Consider the following 21212-nt stretch of genomic DNA (forward strand, 5'->3'; position numbering starts at 1 on the left):
CTTATGCTGAAATTCGAACACGTGAGCAAACGCTATCCGGATGCCGGCGAGGCTTTGACCGACGTCAGTTTTCATTTGCAACGTGGCGAGATGGCGTTTTTGACCGGCCGCTCCGGCGCCGGCAAAAGTACCTTGTTGAAATTGATCGCGATGATGGAGCAATGCACGCGCGGTAATATTTTTCTGGACGGCCAGAATATCAGCCGTATCGGTGACCGGAAAATACCTTACCTGCGGCGCAACCTGGGTTTGATCTTCCAGGATTACAAGTTGCTGAATGACCGTACCGTGTTCGATAACGTGGCATTGCCGCTGGTGGTTTCCGGCTATCACCACCAGGAAGTCGCGCGCCGGGTCCGGGCCTCGTTGGATAAGGTCGGCCTGCTCGGCAAGGAACGCAAACACCCGTTGGCTTTGTCCGGCGGCGAGCAACAAAGAGTCGGTATTGCCCGAGCCATCGTCAACAAACCGAAACTGATATTAGCCGACGAGCCGACCGGTAACTTGGACCCGGATTTGTCGGCGGAAGTCATGCATATGTTCGAGCAGTTCAAACAGGTCGGGGTTACGGTATTGGTGGCTACCCACGACATCGAATTGATCAACCATCTGGAGCACCGAGTGTTGACGCTCGACAAAGGCCATCTGGTAACAAGCTGATGATGAAGCAAATCCGCCGCAAACACGCCGGCAACCGCATCGTGGAATTATTTCAGGCCTATCTGCTGAACCACGCCCATGGCCTGTTTTCCAGCCTGGGCCGTTTGACCCGGACCCCGTTTACCTCGGCGATGACGGTGTTGGTATTGGCGATTGCCGTGTCGTTGGCCAGCAGTTTTTATATCGTGGTGGCAAACGTGCAGCAGCTCACCGGCAATCTGGAATCGAGCAACCAGATGTCGCTGTTCTTGCACGAAGGGATCACCGACGCAGTGGGGCAAAAGTTACTGGAACAGTTGCGGCAAAACCCGAGCGTTGCCGAAGTCAAGTACATCAGCAAAAAGCAGGCGTTGGAGGAGTTCAAAGCCAACAGTGGTTTTAGCGATGCCCTGAACGCCTTGGAACGCAATCCGTTACCCAGCGTGATCCAGGTGTTGCCGAAAAATGCACTGGAAAATAGTGACGACATCGAGAAACTGATGGCCGATTTCAAGCAGTTGCCGCAAGTGGAATTCGTCCAGGTCGATATGCAATGGGTGGCCCGGCTGCAAACCATCATGCTGATCGCCAGCCGCGGCGTAGCTTTGGTCAGCCTGCTGCTCGGGTTTGCCGTGACTTTCATCACCGGCAATACCATCCGGCTGGAGTTGCAAAATCGCCAGGACGAAGTGTTTATTTCCAAACTGGTCGGCGCGACGCATGCCTTTATCCAGCGTCCGTTTTTGTACACCGGATTCTGGCTCGGTTTTATCTCCGGCTTCTTGGGCTGGCTGATCGTCACGGTTATGTTGCTGATTCTGGAGTCGCCGGTGGAGAAACTGTCGACGCTGTACAACGGCTCCTTCGAATTGCTGTTTTTGAGCTTTTCCGAGTTCTTGTTGTTGCTGACCATTTCGGCATCATTGGCGGTGGTGGGATCTTGGGCGGTATTGCATTACCAATTACGCCAGTTGAAACCGCAATAAGCTATGAAATTTTGGGAAATCAAGACGCTGGAGCAAATGACCGCTGCCGAGTGGGAGTCCTTGTGCGACCATTGCGGCAAGTGCTGTTTACATAAGCTGGAGGACGAAGATACCGGCGAGATTGCATTTACCAGCGTGGTGTGCGATTTGATCGATCTGGATACTTGCCGCTGCACCCGTTACAGCGAACGCTGCACGCTAGTGCCGGACTGTCTGGATTTGAAACAGCACGACTTCACCGAGTACCGGTGGATGCCTAAGACCTGCGCTTACCGGCTGTTGGCCGATGGCGAGCCGCTACCAGAATGGCACCCGTTGGTGTCCGGTTCGGCCGAATCGGTCAGGGAGGCGGGCGTATCGATCACGAGTTACGCCATCAAAGAATCGCAGGTCGTCGACCTGGAAGACCATATCATCGAGTGGTTGCAGCCCTGAACGATTAAGGCCTAGCCGCCGAAAAAACATTCGGCGGCTTCGGGCTGGAAAAACCGGGACGTTGCAGAGTAGTCCCGCGGGGAATTCAATTTCCGTTAGCCTTTACCCGGCAGCATGCCTACCGTGCCAGGTTTGATGCGTTTGCAGGACACCACCACGTCTTCTTGGTGGCATCTGGCCTCTTGAGTTGTGCCGCAACTGTCGCAAACGGTATTGCCGACGCTTTTAACTTCGTCGACATGCCAGCCGTAACCTTGCGATTGGCAAAACTTTTTGCTAAAACGGTCGATGTTATAGTTTTTCGCTGCGTTTTCTTTGGCTTTGGATTCCGCTTGGCAATGCTCAGGCGCCAGCGTATTCGCCATAATGTCGCGATAGATGTATTCGGTGGCGTGAACCGGATTGGCCAATAACAGGGTGGCGAATAGGCTGCCGATGAAGGTCGTTTTGATCATAAATTAATCCTCGCGGTTGGCGATGACGCGGATGTTCATCAGCCGATTCTCTTCGGCGATTTGGTCTTTGATGGGGGCGAACTTTTCGTTCTCGCTCATCTTAACCGCCAAAATCGCTCCGACGACCACGGCGGTAACCAACACGACGTAGAGAACGAAATTATCTTTTTCAGGTTTTTCTTGAGTAACTTGTGACATGGTGCTGCGCCTCGCTAGCTGTAGCTTCGGTCGCTGGAGCGCCGAAACCGATTATTAAAACCGGCCCGCGCCATTCGGGCGGACCTGTGCGTTCTGACACTCGCCGCATCGGGAGCTTATGGTCGCGGCAAAGATTCGCCGACGGACGGCTGTACTGGACGGTTGCCTCGGTATTACCCGGATGGGGTGTTACCTAGCAACGAAACTGCTTGTGGCCGTTTCGATCCGTCAAATGGTGTCGAATCGAAACAATAAAGCAAGTGGCGGGACTTGTCAAACAAATATCGTATCAATATTATGGCCTCAACACGATTTCGGCAAGTCCGATCGCGACCGGATTGGGCTTGCCGGCACGCAACCGGGCGACTCGGGCACGGGTTTATAGGCGCGGTTACCGGCTGGGGGCACAGTTGGCGCCCCGCCAGCTTCGAGTTGTCAAGCGAGATAGTCGTCCTTCAAGCGCACATAATGTTTGGCCGAGTATTCCAGAAACTCTTTTTCGGCATCGGTCAGAGCGCGAATTTGTTTGGCCGGCGCGCCGACGTATAAAAAACCGCTTTCCAATTTCTTGCCCGGCGTGACCAGCGCGCCGGCGCCCAGCATCACATAATCGCCCAGTTCGGCGTCGTCCATGACGATGGCGCCAATCCCGATCAAGCAGTAATCGCCTATCGTGCAGGCGTGGACCACGGCGCGGTGGCCTATCGTAACGCCTCGGCCGATTGTCAGCGGGTGGCCGTTCGGCGAGAAATCGCCAGCGTGCGAGACGTGTAGTACGGCACCGTCCTGGACGTTGCTACCGCTACCGATCTCGATGCGCTCGACGTCGCCGCGTACCACGCTGGTCGGCCAAACCGAAACGTCGTCGCCCAGTTCCACGTCGCCGATTACGATTGCGGCATCGTCGATGAATACTCTTGCGCCGATCCGGGGAGATTTACCTTTATAAGCTCTGATTGCCACTGCAACTCCGTATTTTTGCCATAATTGACCGGCGATATTACGCAATAATCCGAGCGTTCTCCAGTGTGGCGAGGTGGCGATGGCAGATAAGCAAGAAACGCGGCGCGGCTGCCCGGCAAATGCCGGCGTATCGGGTCTGCGGCAAACGGAGCGCAGTTCTGTCTGCAATAGAGCTGGCCGCCGCCGGGACGACCGCTGATGGCGCGCTGCGCAACTTGTTCGGCGCCGTTGGCGGCCAATACGCAAGTGTGCCGTTATTGCGGCGTGCGCAACGACATCGATTTACATGGCAAACAGGACTTCCGCGTCGTCGACGCCGGCGGCCGGCGCCAATGCCCGCAGTGCGGAATCGGATTGCAAACCGTGGCGTTGAATCGCGAGGCGGATTTACACATCGAGCGTTGTGCCCAATGTTTCGGTCTGTTTTTCGATCCGGGCGAATTGGAGGCTTTGCTGGATGGCTCGGTGGCGCAGGTTGCCGACTTCAATCTGCCTTTGCTGCAAAACATCAACCGCGAACGTTACCAGCCGGAACGTGCGGTCAAATATTTGAAATGTCCGGTCTGCCAAGTGTTGATGAACCGGATGCTTTACGGCTACCAGAGTGGTGTGGTCGTCAACCGTTGCCGAAGTCACGGTGTGTGGCTGGATAACGGCCAAGTCAGCCATTTGTTGGAATGGAAAAGAGCCGGCGGCCAGTTGCTCGATCGAAAAAAGACGGCGGAACGCCAAGCCAGGGCCGGAACCGCCAAACGCGCCTTTTCCAGCGAATACGCCGCAGCGAGCAGCGGCCGGACCGCTGGCGGTGAATCCGAGGTGCTGGAAGCCATCGCCGCGGTGGTGTTCAAATTGTTCGAGTAAGTCGGTCAGCTAAAGCCTTTCGAAAAGCGCGGGCAGAAAAAACTCGGCGACCAACAACGAATGGCCGTGAATCGCGTATTCGGTACGCCGTCCCCAAACCGACGGTTCCATTGGCATCCTGGCTTGCACGGCAGTTGCCCATTGGGCCGGCTCGGCCCGGCTGAACTGGCGTCGGCGGCGTTGCAAGTCGGGGTAGGCGAAGATGACCTCTCCCAACGGGCGGGTGCCCAGATGCGACAGATTGCGGTGGGCAATTTTGATGGTCGGGTCCGGCAATACGGTACGGGCCAGCACTAGCGGTCGGCCGCCGGCATGCAGCAAAACCTCGCGAATCAACTGGTAACGCGCCGGCGGCAATTTCAGCAGCCGGCATTCGTCGTTGAATGCCGGTTTCCAGCGGTGGAACAGTAACTCGACGCCAAAGCCGTTGCCGTAAATCCCGCGCAAGCGTTTGGTCAAAGAACCGGTTTCGTTGAGCCAGGATTGCAATTCGGCCGGCAAGCGGCGTTGTGCCGCGGTTTCGTGGTCGGACCAAACCGGGGGGCGTTTGAATAAGAAACTCTTGTCGGGCAAAGCTTAAACCTCGGCGTAATGGCGGCTGCGGCCGATCCAGCGTTCGATTAGCGGCTGGATAATCTCGGGATGGCGGTCAAGGATCGTCTGCGCGGCGGCCGGAATCGATTCCAGCAGTTCCCGGTCGCGTTCCAGGTCGGCGATTTTAAACTGAATCTGGCCGGTCTGGCGGGTACCCATCACTTCGCCGGGGCCGCGCAATTCCAAGTCCTTCTCGGCGATGGCGAAACCGTCGTTGCTCTGCTTCAGGATGGCCAGCCGTTGCTTGCCGGTTTGCGACAACGGCGCCTGGTAGAGCAGCAGGCAATAGCTGTCCTGATTGCCGCGGCCGACTCTGCCGCGCAATTGGTGCAATTGCGACAAACCTAGCCGCTCCGGGTTTTCGATCACCATCAGCCCGGCGTTCGCGACGTCGACCCCGACTTCGATGACCGTCGTCGCCACTAACAGATCGCAGTCGCGGTTTTTGAAAGCCTGCATCACCGCTTCTTTCTCCGCGGCCTTCATCCGGCCGTGCACCAGGCCGATTCGGACATTGGGTAGCGCCTGACGCAGTGCGGCGGCTGTCTTTTCGGCCGCCTCGCATTGCAGCGCTTCCGACTCCTCGATCAAGGTACAGACCCAATAGGCTTGGCGCTGTTGCGCTACCCAGTGTTCGATGCGGCCGATCACTTCCGCCCGGCGTTCCGACGATATCGCGCTGGTAGCGACCGGCTTGCGCCCCGGCGGCAGTTCGTCGATCACCGAGATATCCAGATCGGAATATTGCAGCATCGCCAACGTACGCGGAATCGGCGTCGCCGTCATAATCAATTGGTGCGGCCGCAAGCCGCCGGTTTGGCCTTTTTCGCGCAAGGCCAAACGCTGGTGTACGCCGAAGCGGTGCTGTTCGTCGATGACGATCAAACCCAGTTTGTGGAAATGTACACTGTCCTGGAATAAGGCGTGGGTACCGATCACGATACCGGCGCTGCCGTCGGCCAGCGCTTGTAACGTCTGTTGCCTGGTTTTGCCCTTTAATTGGCCGCTCAGAAACAATATCCGAGTCGGTGCGGCGGCAAACCAATGGCTGAAATTGCGGAAATGCTGCTCGGCAAGCAACTCGGTCGGCGCCATGATCGCGGTCTGGTAACCGGACGCGAGCGCGGCCAAAGCGGCCAGTGCGGCGACCACGGTCTTGCCGGAGCCGACGTCGCCTTGTACCAGGCGCAGCATCGGCCGGTTTTGTCGGCAATCGGCTTCGATTTCGCCGGCTACCCGCTGCTGCGCCGCGGTCAGCCGAAACGGTAACGCGGCCAGAAATGCTTGTTTGGTAGGCGCATCCAGGTGCAGAACCGGCGCCGGCCATTGTTTGTAAGCCAGTTTTCCTTGCAATAGGGCCAGATGGTGGGCCAGAAATTCCTCGAACGCCAGACGCCGTAACGCCGGTAACGGCGTTCCGCTCAAAATCTGCCCGGAAAGCTGTGGCGGCGGGGTATGCAGAGTCTGCAGGGCTTGTTGCAGGCTAGGGTAGTCGCGGCTTTGCAGTAGCTCAGCCGGGAGCCAGTCTTTTATCGCGCTGCGGCTTTGCAGGCAGAGGGCCAGCGCCTGGCGGGCCGCTTTGCGCAACGCGGATTGGGAAATGCCTTCGGTTAACGGATATACCGGCGTCAGAGTGTGTTCGATCAGTTGCGCCGGATCGTCGACCAGCCGGTATTCCGGATGCACCATTTCCAGCCCGGCAAAACCGTAACGGATTTCGCCGAAACAGCCGATCTGTATGCCGGGTTTCAATTGTTGGCTTTGTTGCACCGAGAAATGAAAAAACCTGAGCGACAGTTCGCCGCCGCTGCCGTCGGCGATGCGGCAAATCACGCTGTTTCTGCCACGCTGGATCTGGTCGGTGAATTCGACGCGGCCGCAGACCAAGGCCGTCGTACCGGGCAGCAATTGATTAAGCGGCGTGATTCGGCTGCGGTCCTGGTAACGTAGCGGCAAATGGAACAACAGGTCCTGCACATGGCGGATGCCGAGTTTTTCCAGGCGGGCGGCGGATTGGGCGCCGATTCCATTCAATGCGGTGACCGGCAACAGCCGCGGGTCGGGGTGAGGCTGCGGTTCGGAACGCATCGTTGCTGCGGGCGGGGAGGGGCTCAGGCGACGGCTTCCGCCGCCACGGCGCAGAGGTCAGTAATATTCGTTAGGTAAAACCAGAATGCCGTCCATCTCGACGCTGGCCGCTTTGGGCAGTGCGGCAACGCCGATGGCGGCGCGGGCCGGATAGGGTTGTTGGAAATATTCGGCCATGATTTCGTTAACGATAGGGAAATCGCTCAGGTCGGTCAGAAACACGTTCAGTTTGACGATGTCGTTCAAATTGCCGCCGGCGGCCTCGGCGACGGCTTGCAGATTGTCGAATACCCGGCGAATTTGCCGGCCGATGTCGCCGTCGACGATCTGCATGGTTTGCGGGTCCAGCGGAATTTGGCCGGACAAATAAACGGTATTGTCGACTTTGACGGCTTGAGAATAGGTGCCGATCGCCTGCGGCGCCAGCGGCGTAGAGATGATTTCCTTGCTCATGTTATGCCTTGATGCGGGTGATTTTTAAAACGATGGACAGCTTTTTCAATTTGCGGATGATGTTGGCCAGATGCACCCGGTCGCGTACCGCCAGCACCAGCAGGTCTACCGAGACTCTATCGTCCTGGCTGACGACGTTGATGTTTTCTATGTTCGAGTCCATGCTGGAAATGGTCGAGGCAATCGTGGCCAGCGAGCCGCGTTGGTTCAGCAATTCGATCCGGATTTCGGCCGGGAATTCGCCGCTTGCTTCCGGGCTCCATTCCACATCCAGCCAGGTGGTCTGCTTTTTGCGGACTTCGTTGCTGTTGCGGCATTCGTGGTGGTGAACCACGATGCCTTTGCCGGGGTTGAAAAAACCGATGATCGGATCGCCCGGAATCGGCCGGCAGCATTTGGCCAGACTGACGACAATACCCTCGGTGCCCTTGATAATCAGCGGCGTTTTCGCGTGCGGTTCGTGGTCGTCCAGCTTGACCGCGGCGTTGATGTCGGTTTGGCTGATGCGTTTGGCAACCAGGAACGGCATGCGGTTACCCAGACCGATGTCTTCCAGCAATTCGTTCAGCGAGTGCTTCTTCAATACTTGCAGCACTTGCAGAATCCGGGTGTTGTCTACGCTTTCCAATTGGATGCCCAGGCTGTTGAGTTCTTTTTCCAGCAGCCGCCGGCCCAAGTTGATGGCTTCCTGCTGGTTGAAGTTCTTCAAATAGGCGCGGATGCAACTGCGGGCCTTGGCGGTGATCACGTAGTTCAGCCACAACGGATTGGGCCGGGCCCACGTCGCGGTAATCACTTCGACCGTCATGCCGTTTTCCAATTTGGTTTGCAGCGGCACCAGTTTTTTGTCGATCCGGGCCGAGATGCAGGCATTGCCGACGTCGGTATGCACCATGTAAGCAAAATCGACCACGGTGGCGCCGCGCGGCAGCTTGATGATCTTGCCTTTCGGCGTGAACACGAACACTTCCTGCGGGAACAGGTCGACCTTCAGGTTATCGATGAATTCGAGCGAATCGCCGGCCGACTTCTGGATTTCCAACAGGTCGCGCAGCCATTCGTTGGCTCGGGCCTGTATGGTTTCGCTTTTGTCGTTGTCGGACTTGTACAGCCAATGCGCAGCGATGCCGGATTCCGACAAGCGGTGCATTTCGTGGGTGCGGATCTGAATCTCGATCGGCACGCCGTAAGGACCGATCAGAATCGTGTGCAGCGATTGGTAGCCGTTGGCTTTGGGCAGGGCGATATAGTCCTTGAACCGGCCGGGTACCGGTTTGTAGAGATTGTGTACGCAACCCAGGGCGCGGTAGCAGTCGTCGACTTGCGAGCAATAAATGCGGAACGCATAGACGTCGAACACGTCGGTAAACGATATGCGCTTGTTCAGCATTTTCTGGTAAATGCTGGCGATGTTTTTTTCGCGTCCGGCGACGGTGCCGTCCAGCCCCGATTCTTTTAACCGGTTTTGAATGGCGTTCTGGATCGTGTCGATGATTTCCTTGCGGTTGCCGCGCGATTTTTTCACGGCATTGCTAATCGCGGCGTAACGGTTCGGGTACAGGGCCTTGAAACCTAGCGACTCGAGCTGGTGGCGAACGTCGTTCATGCCTAACCGGTTGGCGATCGGCGCGTAGATTTCCAGCGTTTCCTTGGCGATCCGGCGCTTTTTATCCAGAGGCATATTGCCCATGGTTTGCATGTTGTGCAGCCGGTCGGCCAGTTTGACGACGATGACGCGTAAGTCTTGCGCCATAGCCAGAAACATCTTTCTGACGTTTTCCGCTTGCGCCTCGGCGCGGGAGCGGCTGTCGATCTTGGAGAGTTTGGTCACGCCGTCGACCAAATCGGCAACCTCGGCGCCGAATTGCTCCGCGAGTTGATCCTTGGTGATGGGGGTATCTTCGATCACGTCGTGCAGAATGGCTGCCATGATGCCGTGGGCATCCATGTGCATGCCGGCCAACGTGATCGCTACCGAAACCGGATGGCAGATATAGGCTTCGCCGCTACGGCGGAATTGGCCGGAGTGGGCGGCCGCGCCGAAGTGGTAGGCGCGGACTACGGCGCTGATTTGGTCTTGGTCGAGATAGCTGCGCAGGATGTCGCAGAGCTGGTGCAGCAGTTTTTCTTCCGGGTGCTCTATGGACGGAAGGGTTGGCGTCGGCTTGGCAGCTATCTCGGGCATACCGCTTAAAGTTCCAGGTGGGTTTCCGACACGTAGCTGGAGCGGTGCAGGCGGTCGACGTTTTCCTCGGTGACGAAGCCCGCGGCGATTTCGCGCAACGCGACGACGGTATCTTTATCCTTGCCACGCGGCACGAATTCGTCCGCGCCTTTTTCCAACTGGCGGGCCCTTTTGCTGGCCAGCAACACCAGTTTGAAACGGTTTTCTACATTTTCTAAGCAATCTTCGACAGTCACGCGTGCCATGATTAAACCTTGGTCGAGTTTATGGGATTGGATGCTTGTAAAACCGCTAGGGCTTCAAGCGGAGAGGGCTGAATTATAAGACAAAAGCAAGTCTTAAGCCAGATACGGAAAGGCAGCGCGGCAAGGCAGGGTGGCGGACAATAAAAAGCCCGCTCAGCGCGGGCCCGTCCTGTTTGTTGTAATTATTATTGTTATTGTATTGGACGCCTGCCTTATGGCAGGTTAGTCAAGCAGTTACTATTTATTATTATAATTGTCAGCCTTTTTTACAGGCCGCTTCCCTCCCCCTCAAAGATACAACCCTGCCGGGTTGAATGCACTCCGTAAAAGGTGGGCGAAGTGTATTTTAAAAAAATCCGGGTGTCCAACAAAAAAACGCCAGTTTCGCGGAGAAATAGTTTCGCCTCGAAATTGATTATTTTAAACAGAGACTTAGCAAAAATTAGCTAACTCTAATAGTGCGTTTAGCGTTCGGCTCGCCGGGTTTCTTCCTCGCTGAGGAAGAAATTCAAGCGTTCGTTGAGGATGGCTTGCAATTGGAAGCTGAGGTCGGGTTGCTGTTTGGCCAGCCTGATTTGCATAATTGCCGATTCGGTGTCGCCGCTAGCGTAGTAGTATTCGGCCGTGTAGCGGTGAGATTCCCCGGGCTGTTTTAGGTCGGCGAAAATTTGCGCGAGCAGCTCGTAGTAAAACGGTTGGTCTTTCTGGCCGTCGGACAGGCTTTGCAGAATCTGTTTGGCTCGCTCGGCTCGGCCGCCTTTCAATAGGCTGCGGGTATACTCGATTTTCAACGCGTCGTTGTTCGGAAAACGGCCGAGGGCGGATTCGTAAAGCTTGCCGGCTTTTTCGTAATCGTGGCTTTCGTTCGCGGTACGGGCCAGCGCGGCAATGTACTGGGGTTGGTTGGGGTATTGTTCGGCCAACTGTTGGAATATATGGCCGGCCGCCGCGAATTGCAGATTTTGTAATTGCACCAAACCCATGCCGTAACGGGCGACGGCGCGTTGTTCGCTGGTGCCTTGCATTTCCAGCGTGGCGAAATGCTGCATGGCCGCCTTGGTGTCCTTGGCCGTTACCACAGCCAATTTGGCTTTGGCCAATTGGTAGGCCAGCGAATCCGGATATTGCCGGTAGGGATAAATTTCGGCACGGCCGCGGGTGTCGGCGACCCGGTTTTCCGACACCGGGTGGGTTCTTAAGAATTCCGGGACGCCCTTGCCGTAATAGCGGGTCGACTGTTGCAGTTTTTCGAAGAAGGCCGGCATCGCTCGCGGGTCGAAATTGGCTTCGGCCAGCGTTTGCATGCCGACCCGGTCGGCTTCTTTCTCGTGGTCGCGGGTAAAGTCGATTTGAAACTGAATGTTGCCGGCCTGGATTGCCATTAGTGCCGCTTGACCCATGTTCGGCGACTGGGTGCCGATCAGGATCGCGGCCAGCGTCGCGGCAACGGTCGGTATCGACAGTTTGCTGGCCTTCTCAATGGAACGGTACAGGTGGCGCTGGGTGACGTGGGCGATCTCGTGCGCCATGACCGATGCCAGCTCGCTTTCCGCTTCGGTCAGTAGAATCAAGCCCGAATTGACGCCGATGTAGCCGCCGGGGCCGGCGAAGGCGTTGATATTCTGGTCCATCACGACGAAGAAATGAAACGGATTCGACGGCGTATCGCTATGCGACGCCAGTTGCCGGCCTATGTTTTCGATGTATTGTTGGATTTCGACGTCCTGGTTGATTTCCGCTTGCCGGTGCAGGTTGCGGAAGAAGGCTTCGCCGAATTCCTTTTCCTGCAGCGGCGAAATGATGGCACCGGCGGAATCACCCATATCCGGCAACTGGATTTTTTCGATTTCCACTGCCTGAGGCGGCGGGCAAAACAGGCTCAAGCCAAGGGCGAGCAAGTAGGGTATTGATCTCATGGCGGGTCGGACCGGGGGCATCGAATTTGGTTCCATCGCGAAAGGCTCAGCGGCAAAACAGGCAAGATTGGCGGGCGCGTATTAAAATGCAGCTATCTGTTTGCAAAGACACTATTCTACAGTGCGATGAAATATGCCGTTCAAGTTAATGCCGGCCCTTGCTCCGGCAACGCCGGCCTGACTGCCTACCGCTTTATTGTGGCGGCGCTCGACTCCGGCCACGATGTGGTACGCGTGTTTTTCTACAAGGACGGCGTTTACCATGCTTTCCGCTACGCCAGTCCGCCGGAGGACGAAATCCAGCTCGGCAGGCTATGGACCGAACTGGCACTGGAACGAGGCGTCGATTTGGCAGTTTGCATCTCGGCGGCCCAGCGCCGCGGCTTGCTATGCGCGGACGAGGCGCGCAGGCAGGGCAAACGGGACGACGATTTGGCGGCCGGGTTTCGGATCGCCGGTTTGGGGCAGTGGCTGGAAGCAACGTTACTGGCCGACCGTTGTCTGGTATTCGCGTGAGGCGGCCATGAATTCGTTTTTGTTCGTAATGCGCCGGCCGCCCCATAGCGGGGTGCGCTTGGCGGAATCGTTGGATGCTTTGCTGACGGCGGCAGCGTTCGATCAGCGGGTGGCGGTACTGTGGTTGGACGACGGCGTCTTGCAGTTGCTGGCGCAGCAGCAGCCGGAAAGTTTGGCGTTGAAAGATACCTCGGCTATTTTTACGGCGTTGGAGCTTTATGAAGTCACCGAGCTCTATCTGGAGCGAGAGTCGTTGCAGGAGCGGGGGCTTGTCCCAGAGGATTTAATCCTGCCGGTGCGCTTGATCGGCCGTCGCGAAATTAACGCTTTGATCGGCGGGTTTGCCACGGCGGTTCCCGATTGACATCCCGGCGTTACAACCGGCCGCCGCGGCATCGGCTAGAATTGCCGTTTAAAATTCCAATTCATATATGAGGATCGAGCAGGCCATGGCGGATGAAATTGAAGAAAAACGGCGTTATTTCCGGGTTAACGACACCATCAACCTGTTGCACAAGGTGATCGACAAGAAGAATTTCCACGCCGCCAGCCATGTCTGCAACGACGTATTGAGCAATTGTTCCTTAGCCTCGGCGCTGGATGTATTGGCCCAGGAAGCCCGGATGCTGGGGCCGCGCTTGGAGCGGCGCGATCCGGAAATGTTCGAGTATCTGAAGATTCTCGACACCAAAATCAATTTGATTGCGCAAGCGCTCAATGCCCAAACCGATAGTTTTTCCGAGCACGATACCCGCGAAGTCAGCCTGAGTGCGACCGGTCTGGCCTTCAGTAACGAAGAACCGATAGCGGTCGGCGAAATCCTCGAACTGCGCATGCTGCTGACATCGTGTATGGCGGTCATCGTCGCTTACGCCAGAGTAGTGCAGTGCAAGGACATTTCCCAGGACAATCCGCTGCGGCCGTTCGCGATTTGCGTGGAATATATCAACCTGACTGAAGATAACAGGGAGCTGTTGATCAAGCATGTCATCAAAAAACAGTTGCAGCAATTGCGCGACAAAAACGAATCCTGAGCTTGGCGGCTGATGTCCAAAACCGTTAGCGGTGCCGCGGACGGTGTAATGCCGTTGGCACCTAAACTGAAGCAGCTGATTGGCTTGTTGGGCGACGGCCGCTTCCATTCCGGTACTGAGTTGGCGCAATCCCTGGGGATCAGCCGGTCGGCGGTGTGGAAATACCAACAGGCGCTGGCCGACGCTGGTGTCGAATTACTCGCCGTCTCCGGCAAAGGCTATCGCCTGAGCCATCCGTTGCAACTATTGCAGGAGCAGGAGATTCTGGAGCATTTGTCGAACCGGGCTGCCGCCTTGCTCGGACGCATCGAGATCCACGACCGTATCCACTCGACCAATAGCCATTTGCTGGAAATCGCCCGCAGTTCGAGCGATAGCGGCGTGGTTTGCCTGGCGGAGCAGCAGACTGGCGGGCGCGGCCGGCGCGGCCGGCAATGGGTTTCGCCGTTCGGCCATAACGTGTACCTGTCGATACTGTGGCGGTTTCAGAGCGGGCCGGCGGGCTTGAACGGTCTAAGCCTGGCAATGGGCGTGGCGGTGGTGCGGGCGTTGCGGACGTTGGGGATCGCAGAAGTCGGCCTGAAATGGCCTAACGACATTTATTGGCGCCAGCGTAAATTGGCCGGCATATTGATAGAAGTCGGCGGCGAAAGCGGCGGGCCTTGCCACGCCGTAATGGGCTTGGGATTGAACGTGTTCTTACCCAGCCGGCATGCGGCGGCGATCGACCAAGCCTGGGTGGATTTGCAGGCTATCCTGGCTGACGACGCCCACGCTTTGCGCAACCGCTTGGCCGCAGAATTGCTTAACCACTTGTTGCCGGCACTGGCCGAATTCGAATCGCGCACGCTGGCGCATTTTTTGGACGAATGGCGCAGTTACGACTGTATGCTGCACCGGCCGGCCAGCGTATTTCTCGGAGAGCAGCGTTTCGACGGCGAAGTGGCCGGCGTCGACGCCCAAGGCTTGCTGCTATTACGCCAGGCCAACGGCAAGATCCGGGCCTTCGCCTCCGGCGAAGTCAGTCTCAGGCCATCATGATTTTGTTGGTGGATATCGGCAATTCCTATCTAAAGTGGACCGTCGCCGAGCGAGGTGGGATCGCCGAGACCCGCTATCTGGACTACCGCGCGGCGAATTTCGCGGCTGGCTTAACCGAGGTTTGGGCCGGCCTGGCCGAACCCGAGGCCATCGGGCTCGCGGCTGTCGCCGCTCCCGAAGTCGTGGAGGATGTGCTTAAGCTCGGGCGCAAACTGTGGCCGGATGCGAACTGGCTGCGGCCGGTCTCCGCACGGAACGCCTTCGGCGTCGCCAGCGCCTATCGCAAACCCGAAAAATTGGGCGTCGACCGCTGGTTGGCCATGATAGGCGCCCGACACGCCTATCCCGGCGCCAATTGTATTGTCGATTGCGGGACGGCCATTACCGTCGATTTCGTTTCCGCCGACGGACGCCACCAAGGCGGTCTGATTTGCCCCGGTTTGCGTTTGATGAAGCAGGCATTGGCAGCCAATACCCATGCCTTGCCGATTGCAGCCGGCGCCGGAGAGGTTGGTTTGGCGGCGGATACCGACGCGGCGATCGATTCCGGCGTACTGTGGGCGGCGGCTGGATTGGTCGAAACCGCGTTGCGCCGCCAAAACCAGCATTACCGCTTGGTTTTGACCGGGGGCGACGCAGCCTCATTGGCGCAACAACTGGCGGGAGATAAGGTGCTGGATTCGCAACTGGTATTCAAGGGCTTGTTGCATTATTGCATTGCAGCGGAGTATGGCGGATGAAGCCGGTTTTTTTGCTGTTGTGTCTGGCCAATGTGCTGTTTTTTTTCTGGCAGTTCCATTTTGGTGCGTTGACGCCGGCGACCGATAGGTCGTCTGGATTGCCGCCGATTTTATTGGTCGAAGAGCGCGATGCGGCGCGGCGCGGCGCGGCAATTTCACAGGTTTTGGACCGCAATACAGCCGCATTGCAACGGCTGGCAGCGCCGGATCTTCTGTTGCCGTCCCAACCGCAACGGTTGGCGGGTGTTACCGGAGCCGCCGAGAAAAAGCCGCTGCGGCCGGCTGCCGTCAAGCACGAGCCGGTTCGAATCAATTGTTACGAAGCCGGGCCGTTCGCCGACGACGCCGAATTGCAGCGTTGGTTGAAAGGCAAACCGCTGGTGTCCGCACAGTCTTTTTATCGGGAAACCGCAGTTCCTGCAGATTATCAAGTCTACTATCCGGCGGCCAAGGACGCGGAACAAAGCCGGATTAACAAAATGATGTTGCAGGCGAAAGGGATTGCCGACATCTGGATGGTTCCGGAAGGCGAGCTGAAAGGCGCACTATCTTTGGGCGTTTTTGTCGAGAAGGACAGGGCGCTGTCATTTCGAGAGCAGCTTGCGGCACGCGGCATCCGCGCCGAGCTCAGGCAGCGCAGCAAAACTCGGCAGGCTTTATTCGTCCGTTTCGGCGCCTCCCGAGCCATGGCCGGCGGCGTGGCGCAGCAGCGGGTACCGACAGCGGATTGCGATTAGCGCCAAAATAGCGCAGCCGAGACGTTAACCACTCAATTTACAGGGAAAAGTGTCGGCTAATTTTACATTCGCTTCAATCCGGCAAACTTAATCCGTTGAAATCTATGCTTGAATTTTTTTGGCATATTTCTTGTATAATTAACTTTGGATGAAGGCTGCGGCTTTCATCCTCGGTTCGGCGGCGGTTAGTTGGGAAAAATCTCCAAGTCCGGACTAGGTGGCCATATGGATGGCCGTTTGTTAACGTTAATTAATGGGGAATATCCATGAAAACGCTTTTATCTTTAAGACTATGGCTTGCTGTATGCCTGTTTGCAGTTTCGACTGTAAGTTCGGCAGGTATTATTTGGGAATCGACTGATGGGGACAGCAACTTTTTGTCCGTGAGTTTTTCATCTCCGTTCCCCAGTGGTGATACCTTCGGTATCTTCGCAGCAAATGCCGATCTAAGCATTGCTTCTCCGTTGTACTCTTTTACCGGAGTCGGTAGCTATTCTCCAACCGGCGCGTTCAAATTCGGTTTGTGGACTGGCGGTGCGTGGGTTAGCGAAGATGCAAACTATGGCTTTAGCGGCAATACTTATTTGCTGTCTTTTACCAAAGCGGGTTTGACCAATACCTTGAGTTTGCTGTACGGCTTCGATATCAAGCCAGCTGCTGACCAAAGCGGTGGTTCTGTAGTACCTCTTCCCGCCTCTATCTGGTTCATGACAAGCGCTTTGTTGGGTTTCCTCTACACCGGACGCCGGAAAACGCTGGTCCAAGCTTAAGCTCCGGTTTAAGCCTTTCCAGAGCCGGACGAGGCGCGCCTCGCCGGCTTTTTTTATGCCCGCCGAAAATCCCGCCGCGGCAATGCTCGCGCATCTAGGTCGCAATATCTCATCGTATTCTGCCCGCTTGGCCTAGCCGCCGCTGACCATCAGGTTGCGAGCTTGTTCCTTCAACGCTATCGCCTGTCGCAATAGTCCGATCCTGCCCGGATAAAACCGGTTGCCGGCCATCGTCTCCAGATTCAACGCCTGCTGTAACTTTTCCAAAGCTTCCGGATAGGGATTGATTACTGCTTGCTGCAACACTTCCACCGCGTCCTGAGTATCGGCTATTGCCAGTTTCAGCGATTTCAAGCTTGGCTCGCCGTTCTGTTCCATCGCTTTTTTGTCCAACAGATTGGAGCTGCGGATATTTTCCAACACGTTGATCGAGCGTAAAAACAATGCCACGGCAATGACTTGCGACGAATCCAGTTTGCCCTGCCGATTCGCTTTACTGGAGGTAAACGCGCCGGGCGAGCTGTTGAAGGCGTCGGAACTGTAGTAGGCGACGCTTTCCTCCAGCGTCGTCACGCTGTTGTTATGGAAGAACGGCGCCGTGTCGGCCGCCTCGACCAGTGACGGGGTATTGAAACGGTTCAAACCGTGGTGTCCGGCCGGCCGCGAGCTGGTACCGCTCGGCGCGACGCTGCCGTCGCTAAAACAGATTTCGTCGTAATTCGGGCCGCAATCGTTTTGCTGGAGCTGGCCGAAGCCGCCGTCGTAAGCCAGGGTCGGATCGGCCAAATGGTGCAACTGGTGGCGCATTCTTTCGACGCCGGTATCGCGGGTCGGATTGGCGTTGGTAGTGGAACTGATGCCGCCGGCGTTGAAGTGGCAACCGTTACAGTTGGCCGTGGCGCCGAAAACCACCGAACCGTCCGCGGCTTTCGGATTGTTTTTGGTGTTGAATAATAACAAGCCGTTCTGCACCAGCGGCGATTTGAAATACATATTGGCCAGATTCAATTCGCTGCTGCGCCCCAAGGACAACATATACGCTTCCAAGGCGTCGAGTTCGTCTTCGGTTGGCAACCTGAAATCTATGTTCTCGGCCCGGATCAGCGTTTTCGGCATGTGCTGTTTGATCGCGCCCTTGGCGAAGTCGCGCAACGAACCGCCGTCCGGCGCGCCGTCGCCAGACCAGCCGATGGCTTGGGTATGGGTGCCGGACTGTTGGGCTTCGGGATCGTGGCTGTTGAAATAGGCTTCGTCCTGGGTAAATTCGCCGTTACCGTAGCCCGGATTGACCGCGCGTTCGAAGGTCAGCGTGTTGGCCAGACCCAGCAAGTGCGAGGCGCTGCGCATCACCGGCGGCCGGTCGAAGCCATCGGCGTTAGCGACGAACAACGCGAACTGGCGCAGCAGCGCCGGTTTTTCCAAATCGGCCAGTTCCGGCCGGGTTTCGGCGACGAACAGCGGGTCGCTCTTCGGCAGTTTGGCGATGTAATTCGGATCGATAGTGTGGTTGTTGTCGGGGCGGTGGCAGGTGGCGCAGGTGCGGCCGTTACCGCCAAAGGTCTCTTCGGTAAAAATCTTCTGGCCGCGGGCGATCAACTGCGCCAATTGCGGGCCGCGGCCGAAATTGCCGGCTTGGGCGGTCTTGGGTAACAGGAATTCGAACGGCGCGCGCTCAGGCGCGGATACGCCACCAGCCGCGGCCAGCATCGCGCCCGGCCAGTCGTGTTCGGTGAAATACAGGCGTTGCAGTAGGCTAGGCGAGCCGAACAACAGGCCGCCGTTGTCGGGCGAGGTTCCGGCTTGGACGATTGCGGCAGCGTCCAGCGTAAATCCGCGCATTTGCTGCGGATCGAGCTGCACGGCCAAGCGGTGTCCGTCAGCGGTAGGCTCTAGTTGCCCGATCCGCAGCCGTTGCCGGGATGGGCGATGGTTGTCCAGCAGCCAGAGTTCGTATTGGCCTGTTGCCGGTAAATCGGACACTGCCGCCTGCAAGCGACCGGTACGCAGATTGAGTTGGAGCCGGCCGGCGGCCGGACTGAAGCGTGCGGACAGCGCTTTGGAATAGCTCAAGCCAAGTTGCAGCGTATCCGGGCTGGCGGATTGCTCGTGAGCGTTTTTCCAACGTTGGTACAACTGGGTTAACGCTGCGGGGTCGCCGTGGCCGGTAAACGGCGGATCCGGCTGCGGCGCCAAGATAAATCCAATGCCGAGCGCGGCCGCGAAGGCCAGCACACGCTTATAGGGTAATTTCATGCTTATTCCACTATCGATCTGACAAAGCCGCTGCACCCAAGGGGAGAAACAATCGCCGCAAGCGCCTTACTGGGGCGTTGCCGCAAAATTCCGAGCCGGGGCGAGCAGTCGGTAAGCCGGGTCAGCAATAGCCATGCCCGCTTTGGACAACATCCTTTCAAATCAATATTTTGAATTTAATAGACCGACTCGTCGGCCTGGCGCCGGCTAAGAAGGGGCTTTGGCTTTGAAAACCGACTCGGCGTGCAATTTCGCCGGATTGGCTGCGGCCGAAAACGCACGGCCGGGCCGGGTTCGGCACCAGGCTGCCCGATTTCCGCCGGCCGCTTTCAGTTGGGACGGTGCCATGTGGCTTGGCCGAAAAACCGAAACGGCGGCTAATTGCAAACTGCGGGATATGCCGCAGCGACAGGTGAAATCACACAAATTGTGTGTTTATTGTCCGGCGGCGATCGGTTTCGTTGGCGCGGCGCCAATAGCGCCAGATGCGCTATTGCGTAAAGTATCCTATATAAAACAATCATATAGAGCTAGAAAATTTTTAGTTTCGACGCCGTTCGCGCCGCCTTCGTATCGGCCATTATCGAATCGAACAATAAAACGGCAGCCGGTTTAGACGCAATCCGGCCTAAGCCGGCAATGTTCTATAAAGCATTGAAATATTTTGGCTTTATTCCGCGTTTGCCGGTTTTATTGTTGCGGCCCGAACAGGGTCAAAACTGCGGCAAAACCCGCAATTTTTGGTTGGTTTATTGCAAGTTATTGAATTAAAAACAAAAAAAATAGGTATGAATTGTGCTTAAAGGGCTGTGTGATAGATGGAAACGATATCACTGTCGGGAAAAAGCCAAACCTGCCGTGAGGAGGATGCGGAAATTCAGGGGTCTCGCACGGAGACGGCCTGACTGCCCCGGAACAGGCAACTTGCATTTACTTAATTTGAATCACGTATCGAGGCATCCAAATGTTAGGCATCAATCAACACAGCTTACGCCAAGCCATTCTTGCCGTACTCGGCGCCGGCGCCATGGCCGCATATTCCGGGCAGGCGGCCGCTATCAGTCCTGCTAGTTTGGGCGTTATCGGCGCCGGCGATAGTGCGACGGTTTCCGGCAATGCGCCGAAACGCGCTTGGGCCGATTACGGTACCGGGTCTAACTACGGTTGGACCCATACGGCGCAGTTCCGGATTTTTCAGGTCGGCGATTCGACCGACCTGGCTGCCGGCACGCGGTTCGACCTCACCGTCAATCTGAAGCAAAACGGCGGCGCGTCGCCGATGAATTTTCCGGGTTTTTCGATCTGGACCAGCGGCTCGGCGCCGATGGTTACCGGGGCCGCCACCGGCGGCGGTTATGGCCATGCATGGAGCCAGGTCCGCGGCCCGTCCGACGGCGGTGTGGCCGGGCATGATAAAGAGGTTGGCGTCAATCCGAGCTTGGGCAGTAACGGCTGGATGAATTCCAACGGCGGTACGCTGGTCAGCGGCCATGACGGCTGGATCGGTTATGCCAACGCCGGATACTCCTTTACCAACGGCGACGGCGACAAGGTGCAAGGTTTATTCGCCGGCGCGAGCAATCCGGGAAACGTCGGCCAATACGGCGGCGGCGCTAGCGATCCGCTGAACGGTACCGCATTGGCCAACGTCAACCAAAACTCGCCCTACGTCTACACCGGTTTCGCCAGCTTGAGTGCCGGCGAAGCGATGCTGACGCTGCAGGGCTTGAAGGCAGGTTACTACTTGATCGGCTGGGCCGGAAGCTGCCCGGACGACAACGCCAACGGCCAGAATTGCGGTACGGCCGCCGGCCAGGCATACCGGTTGACCATTAACAACACCGGCGTCAGCGCTGTTCCGCTGCCGGGGGCTGTGTGGCTGTTCGGCTCGGCATTGTTCGGTTTTACCGCGCTCGGCCGCAAGAAGCCGCTTGCCGTTTGAAGCGGCACGGCCAGCATCCGGGCCTTTTCGCGCAATAGACCGGCAGTGCCGATCGCGCGGAAACCGGCCCGGCTCGCGGCCGTTTCCACTCTAACAAGTCGCCGGCTTTAGGGATTTCCGTCTTTGCCGCCGGCGCCAATTCTTAAGTTTCGGCCGAACGG

The 21212-nt window shown here is 57.2% G+C and carries 22 protein-coding genes; 12 read left to right on the forward strand and 10 right to left on the reverse strand.

Annotated elements, in window-relative coordinates:
• The first annotated feature begins 3 nt into the window (after positions 1 to 3).
• The 3 genes from ftsE to VXJ35_RS08530 are packed head-to-tail and all read left to right on the forward strand — an operon-like array spanning position 4 to position 2060.
• Positions 4 to 660, forward strand: a complete 657-nt coding sequence (gene ftsE, locus VXJ35_RS08520) for a cell division ATP-binding protein FtsE (RefSeq protein WP_054759983.1) — start codon at positions 4 to 6, stop codon at positions 658 to 660.
• Complete coding sequence (gene ftsX / locus VXJ35_RS08525) at positions 660 to 1625, forward strand: permease-like cell division protein FtsX (protein ID WP_331711085.1); 966 nt, start codon at positions 660 to 662, stop codon at positions 1623 to 1625. The genes ftsE and ftsX overlap by 1 nt, the downstream gene beginning before the upstream one ends.
• 3 nt (positions 1626 to 1628) lie before the next feature.
• Positions 1629 to 2060 carry a YcgN family cysteine cluster protein gene (locus VXJ35_RS08530; RefSeq protein ID WP_064021262.1) on the forward strand — a complete coding sequence of 144 codons (432 nt, stop codon included), beginning with the start codon at positions 1629 to 1631 and terminating at the stop codon, positions 2058 to 2060.
• 95 nt (positions 2061 to 2155) lie between these two features.
• On the opposite strand, the gene VXJ35_RS08535 is transcribed toward VXJ35_RS08530, so the two are convergent.
• The 3 genes from VXJ35_RS08535 to VXJ35_RS08545 form a co-directional block, all read right to left on the reverse strand.
• Positions 2156 to 2515: a hypothetical protein gene (locus tag VXJ35_RS08535; protein WP_064021263.1), complete on the reverse strand. Its 360-nt coding sequence runs from the start codon at positions 2513 to 2515 to the stop codon at positions 2156 to 2158.
• A gap of 3 nt (positions 2516 to 2518) precedes the next feature.
• Entirely contained in the window at positions 2519 to 2713 is a 195-nt protein-coding gene (locus tag VXJ35_RS08540; protein ID WP_054759975.1) for a hypothetical protein, read from the reverse strand.
• Between the two features lie 435 nt (positions 2714 to 3148).
• Positions 3149 to 3676, reverse strand: coding sequence for a gamma carbonic anhydrase family protein (locus VXJ35_RS08545; RefSeq protein WP_064023435.1), 528 nt, complete (start codon positions 3674 to 3676; stop codon positions 3149 to 3151).
• A 198-nt stretch (positions 3677 to 3874) separates the two neighbouring features.
• Here VXJ35_RS08545 and VXJ35_RS08550 point away from each other — a divergent pair, with 198 nt between their 5' ends.
• The gene (locus tag VXJ35_RS08550; protein ID WP_064021264.1) at positions 3875 to 4537 is read left to right on the forward strand and encodes a zf-TFIIB domain-containing protein; all 663 of its coding nucleotides are present in this window, start codon (positions 3875 to 3877) and stop codon (positions 4535 to 4537) included.
• Between the two features lie 9 nt (positions 4538 to 4546).
• Here VXJ35_RS08550 and VXJ35_RS08555 read toward each other — a convergent pair whose 3' ends face one another.
• The 6 genes from VXJ35_RS08555 to VXJ35_RS08580 all read right to left on the reverse strand — a co-directional run bounded on the left by VXJ35_RS08555 (position 4547) and on the right by VXJ35_RS08580 (position 12018).
• Positions 4547 to 5110 carry a chorismate lyase gene (locus VXJ35_RS08555; RefSeq protein WP_082880854.1) on the reverse strand — a complete coding sequence of 188 codons (564 nt, stop codon included), beginning with the start codon at positions 5108 to 5110 and terminating at the stop codon, positions 4547 to 4549.
• A gap of 3 nt (positions 5111 to 5113) precedes the next feature.
• Complete coding sequence (gene recG, locus VXJ35_RS08560; RefSeq protein ID WP_064021265.1) at positions 5114 to 7219, reverse strand: ATP-dependent DNA helicase RecG; 2106 nt, start codon at positions 7217 to 7219, stop codon at positions 5114 to 5116.
• Between the two features lie 57 nt (positions 7220 to 7276).
• Positions 7277 to 7672 carry a RidA family protein gene (locus VXJ35_RS08565; RefSeq protein WP_064021266.1) on the reverse strand — a complete coding sequence of 132 codons (396 nt, stop codon included), beginning with the start codon at positions 7670 to 7672 and terminating at the stop codon, positions 7277 to 7279.
• Position 7673: 1 nt separating this feature from the next.
• On the reverse strand, positions 7674 to 9857 hold the full coding sequence (locus VXJ35_RS08570) for a bifunctional (p)ppGpp synthetase/guanosine-3',5'-bis(diphosphate) 3'-pyrophosphohydrolase (protein ID WP_064021267.1): 2184 nt from the start codon (positions 9855 to 9857) through the stop codon (positions 7674 to 7676).
• A 5-nt stretch (positions 9858 to 9862) separates the two neighbouring features.
• Positions 9863 to 10102, reverse strand: coding sequence for a DNA-directed RNA polymerase subunit omega (gene rpoZ / locus VXJ35_RS08575; RefSeq protein ID WP_064021268.1), 240 nt, complete (start codon positions 10100 to 10102; stop codon positions 9863 to 9865).
• A gap of 464 nt (positions 10103 to 10566) precedes the next feature.
• The gene (locus tag VXJ35_RS08580; RefSeq protein WP_064021269.1) at positions 10567 to 12018 is read right to left on the reverse strand and encodes a M48 family metalloprotease; all 1452 of its coding nucleotides are present in this window, start codon (positions 12016 to 12018) and stop codon (positions 10567 to 10569) included.
• 126 nt (positions 12019 to 12144) lie between these two features.
• Here VXJ35_RS08580 and tusD point away from each other — a divergent pair, with 126 nt between their 5' ends.
• The 7 genes from tusD to VXJ35_RS08615 all read left to right on the forward strand — a co-directional run bounded on the left by tusD (position 12145) and on the right by VXJ35_RS08615 (position 16856).
• The gene (gene tusD, locus VXJ35_RS08585; RefSeq protein ID WP_064021270.1) at positions 12145 to 12534 is read left to right on the forward strand and encodes a sulfurtransferase complex subunit TusD; all 390 of its coding nucleotides are present in this window, start codon (positions 12145 to 12147) and stop codon (positions 12532 to 12534) included.
• Positions 12535 to 12541: 7 nt separating this feature from the next.
• On the forward strand, positions 12542 to 12898 hold the full coding sequence (gene tusC / locus VXJ35_RS08590; RefSeq protein WP_064021271.1) for a sulfurtransferase complex subunit TusC: 357 nt from the start codon (positions 12542 to 12544) through the stop codon (positions 12896 to 12898).
• A gap of 85 nt (positions 12899 to 12983) precedes the next feature.
• Positions 12984 to 13568, forward strand: a complete 585-nt coding sequence (locus VXJ35_RS08595; RefSeq protein ID WP_064023437.1) for a PilZ domain-containing protein — start codon at positions 12984 to 12986, stop codon at positions 13566 to 13568.
• Between the two features lie 12 nt (positions 13569 to 13580).
• Positions 13581 to 14609, forward strand: coding sequence for a bifunctional biotin--[acetyl-CoA-carboxylase] ligase/biotin operon repressor BirA (gene birA, locus VXJ35_RS08600; RefSeq protein WP_331711086.1), 1029 nt, complete (start codon positions 13581 to 13583; stop codon positions 14607 to 14609).
• Positions 14606 to 15349 (forward strand): type III pantothenate kinase, encoded by a 744-nt coding sequence (locus VXJ35_RS08605; protein WP_064021272.1) that lies wholly within the window; start codon positions 14606 to 14608, stop codon positions 15347 to 15349. The genes birA and VXJ35_RS08605 overlap by 4 nt, the downstream gene beginning before the upstream one ends.
• The gene (locus tag VXJ35_RS08610) at positions 15346 to 16086 is read left to right on the forward strand and encodes a hypothetical protein (protein WP_064021273.1); all 741 of its coding nucleotides are present in this window, start codon (positions 15346 to 15348) and stop codon (positions 16084 to 16086) included. Before VXJ35_RS08605 ends, VXJ35_RS08610 begins: the two co-directional genes overlap by 4 nt.
• A 266-nt stretch (positions 16087 to 16352) precedes the next feature.
• A complete protein-coding gene (locus VXJ35_RS08615; RefSeq protein ID WP_064041691.1) occupies positions 16353 to 16856 on the forward strand; it encodes a hypothetical protein in 504 nt (167 codons plus the stop codon).
• A 132-nt stretch (positions 16857 to 16988) separates the two neighbouring features.
• Here the strand turns inward: VXJ35_RS08615 and VXJ35_RS08620 are convergent, their stop codons facing one another.
• Positions 16989 to 19109, reverse strand: a complete 2121-nt coding sequence (locus VXJ35_RS08620; RefSeq protein ID WP_064021275.1) for a hypothetical protein — start codon at positions 19107 to 19109, stop codon at positions 16989 to 16991.
• Between the two features lie 964 nt (positions 19110 to 20073).
• Between VXJ35_RS08620 and VXJ35_RS08625 the strand changes: the two genes are divergently transcribed.
• Positions 20074 to 21051 carry a hypothetical protein gene (locus VXJ35_RS08625; RefSeq protein WP_064021276.1) on the forward strand — a complete coding sequence of 326 codons (978 nt, stop codon included), beginning with the start codon at positions 20074 to 20076 and terminating at the stop codon, positions 21049 to 21051.
• Positions 21052 to 21212 lie beyond the last annotated feature (161 nt).

It is taken from the genome of Methylomonas sp. DH-1 (assembly GCF_046097555.1).
Classification (GTDB): domain Bacteria; phylum Pseudomonadota; class Gammaproteobacteria; order Methylococcales; family Methylomonadaceae; genus Methylomonas; species Methylomonas koyamae.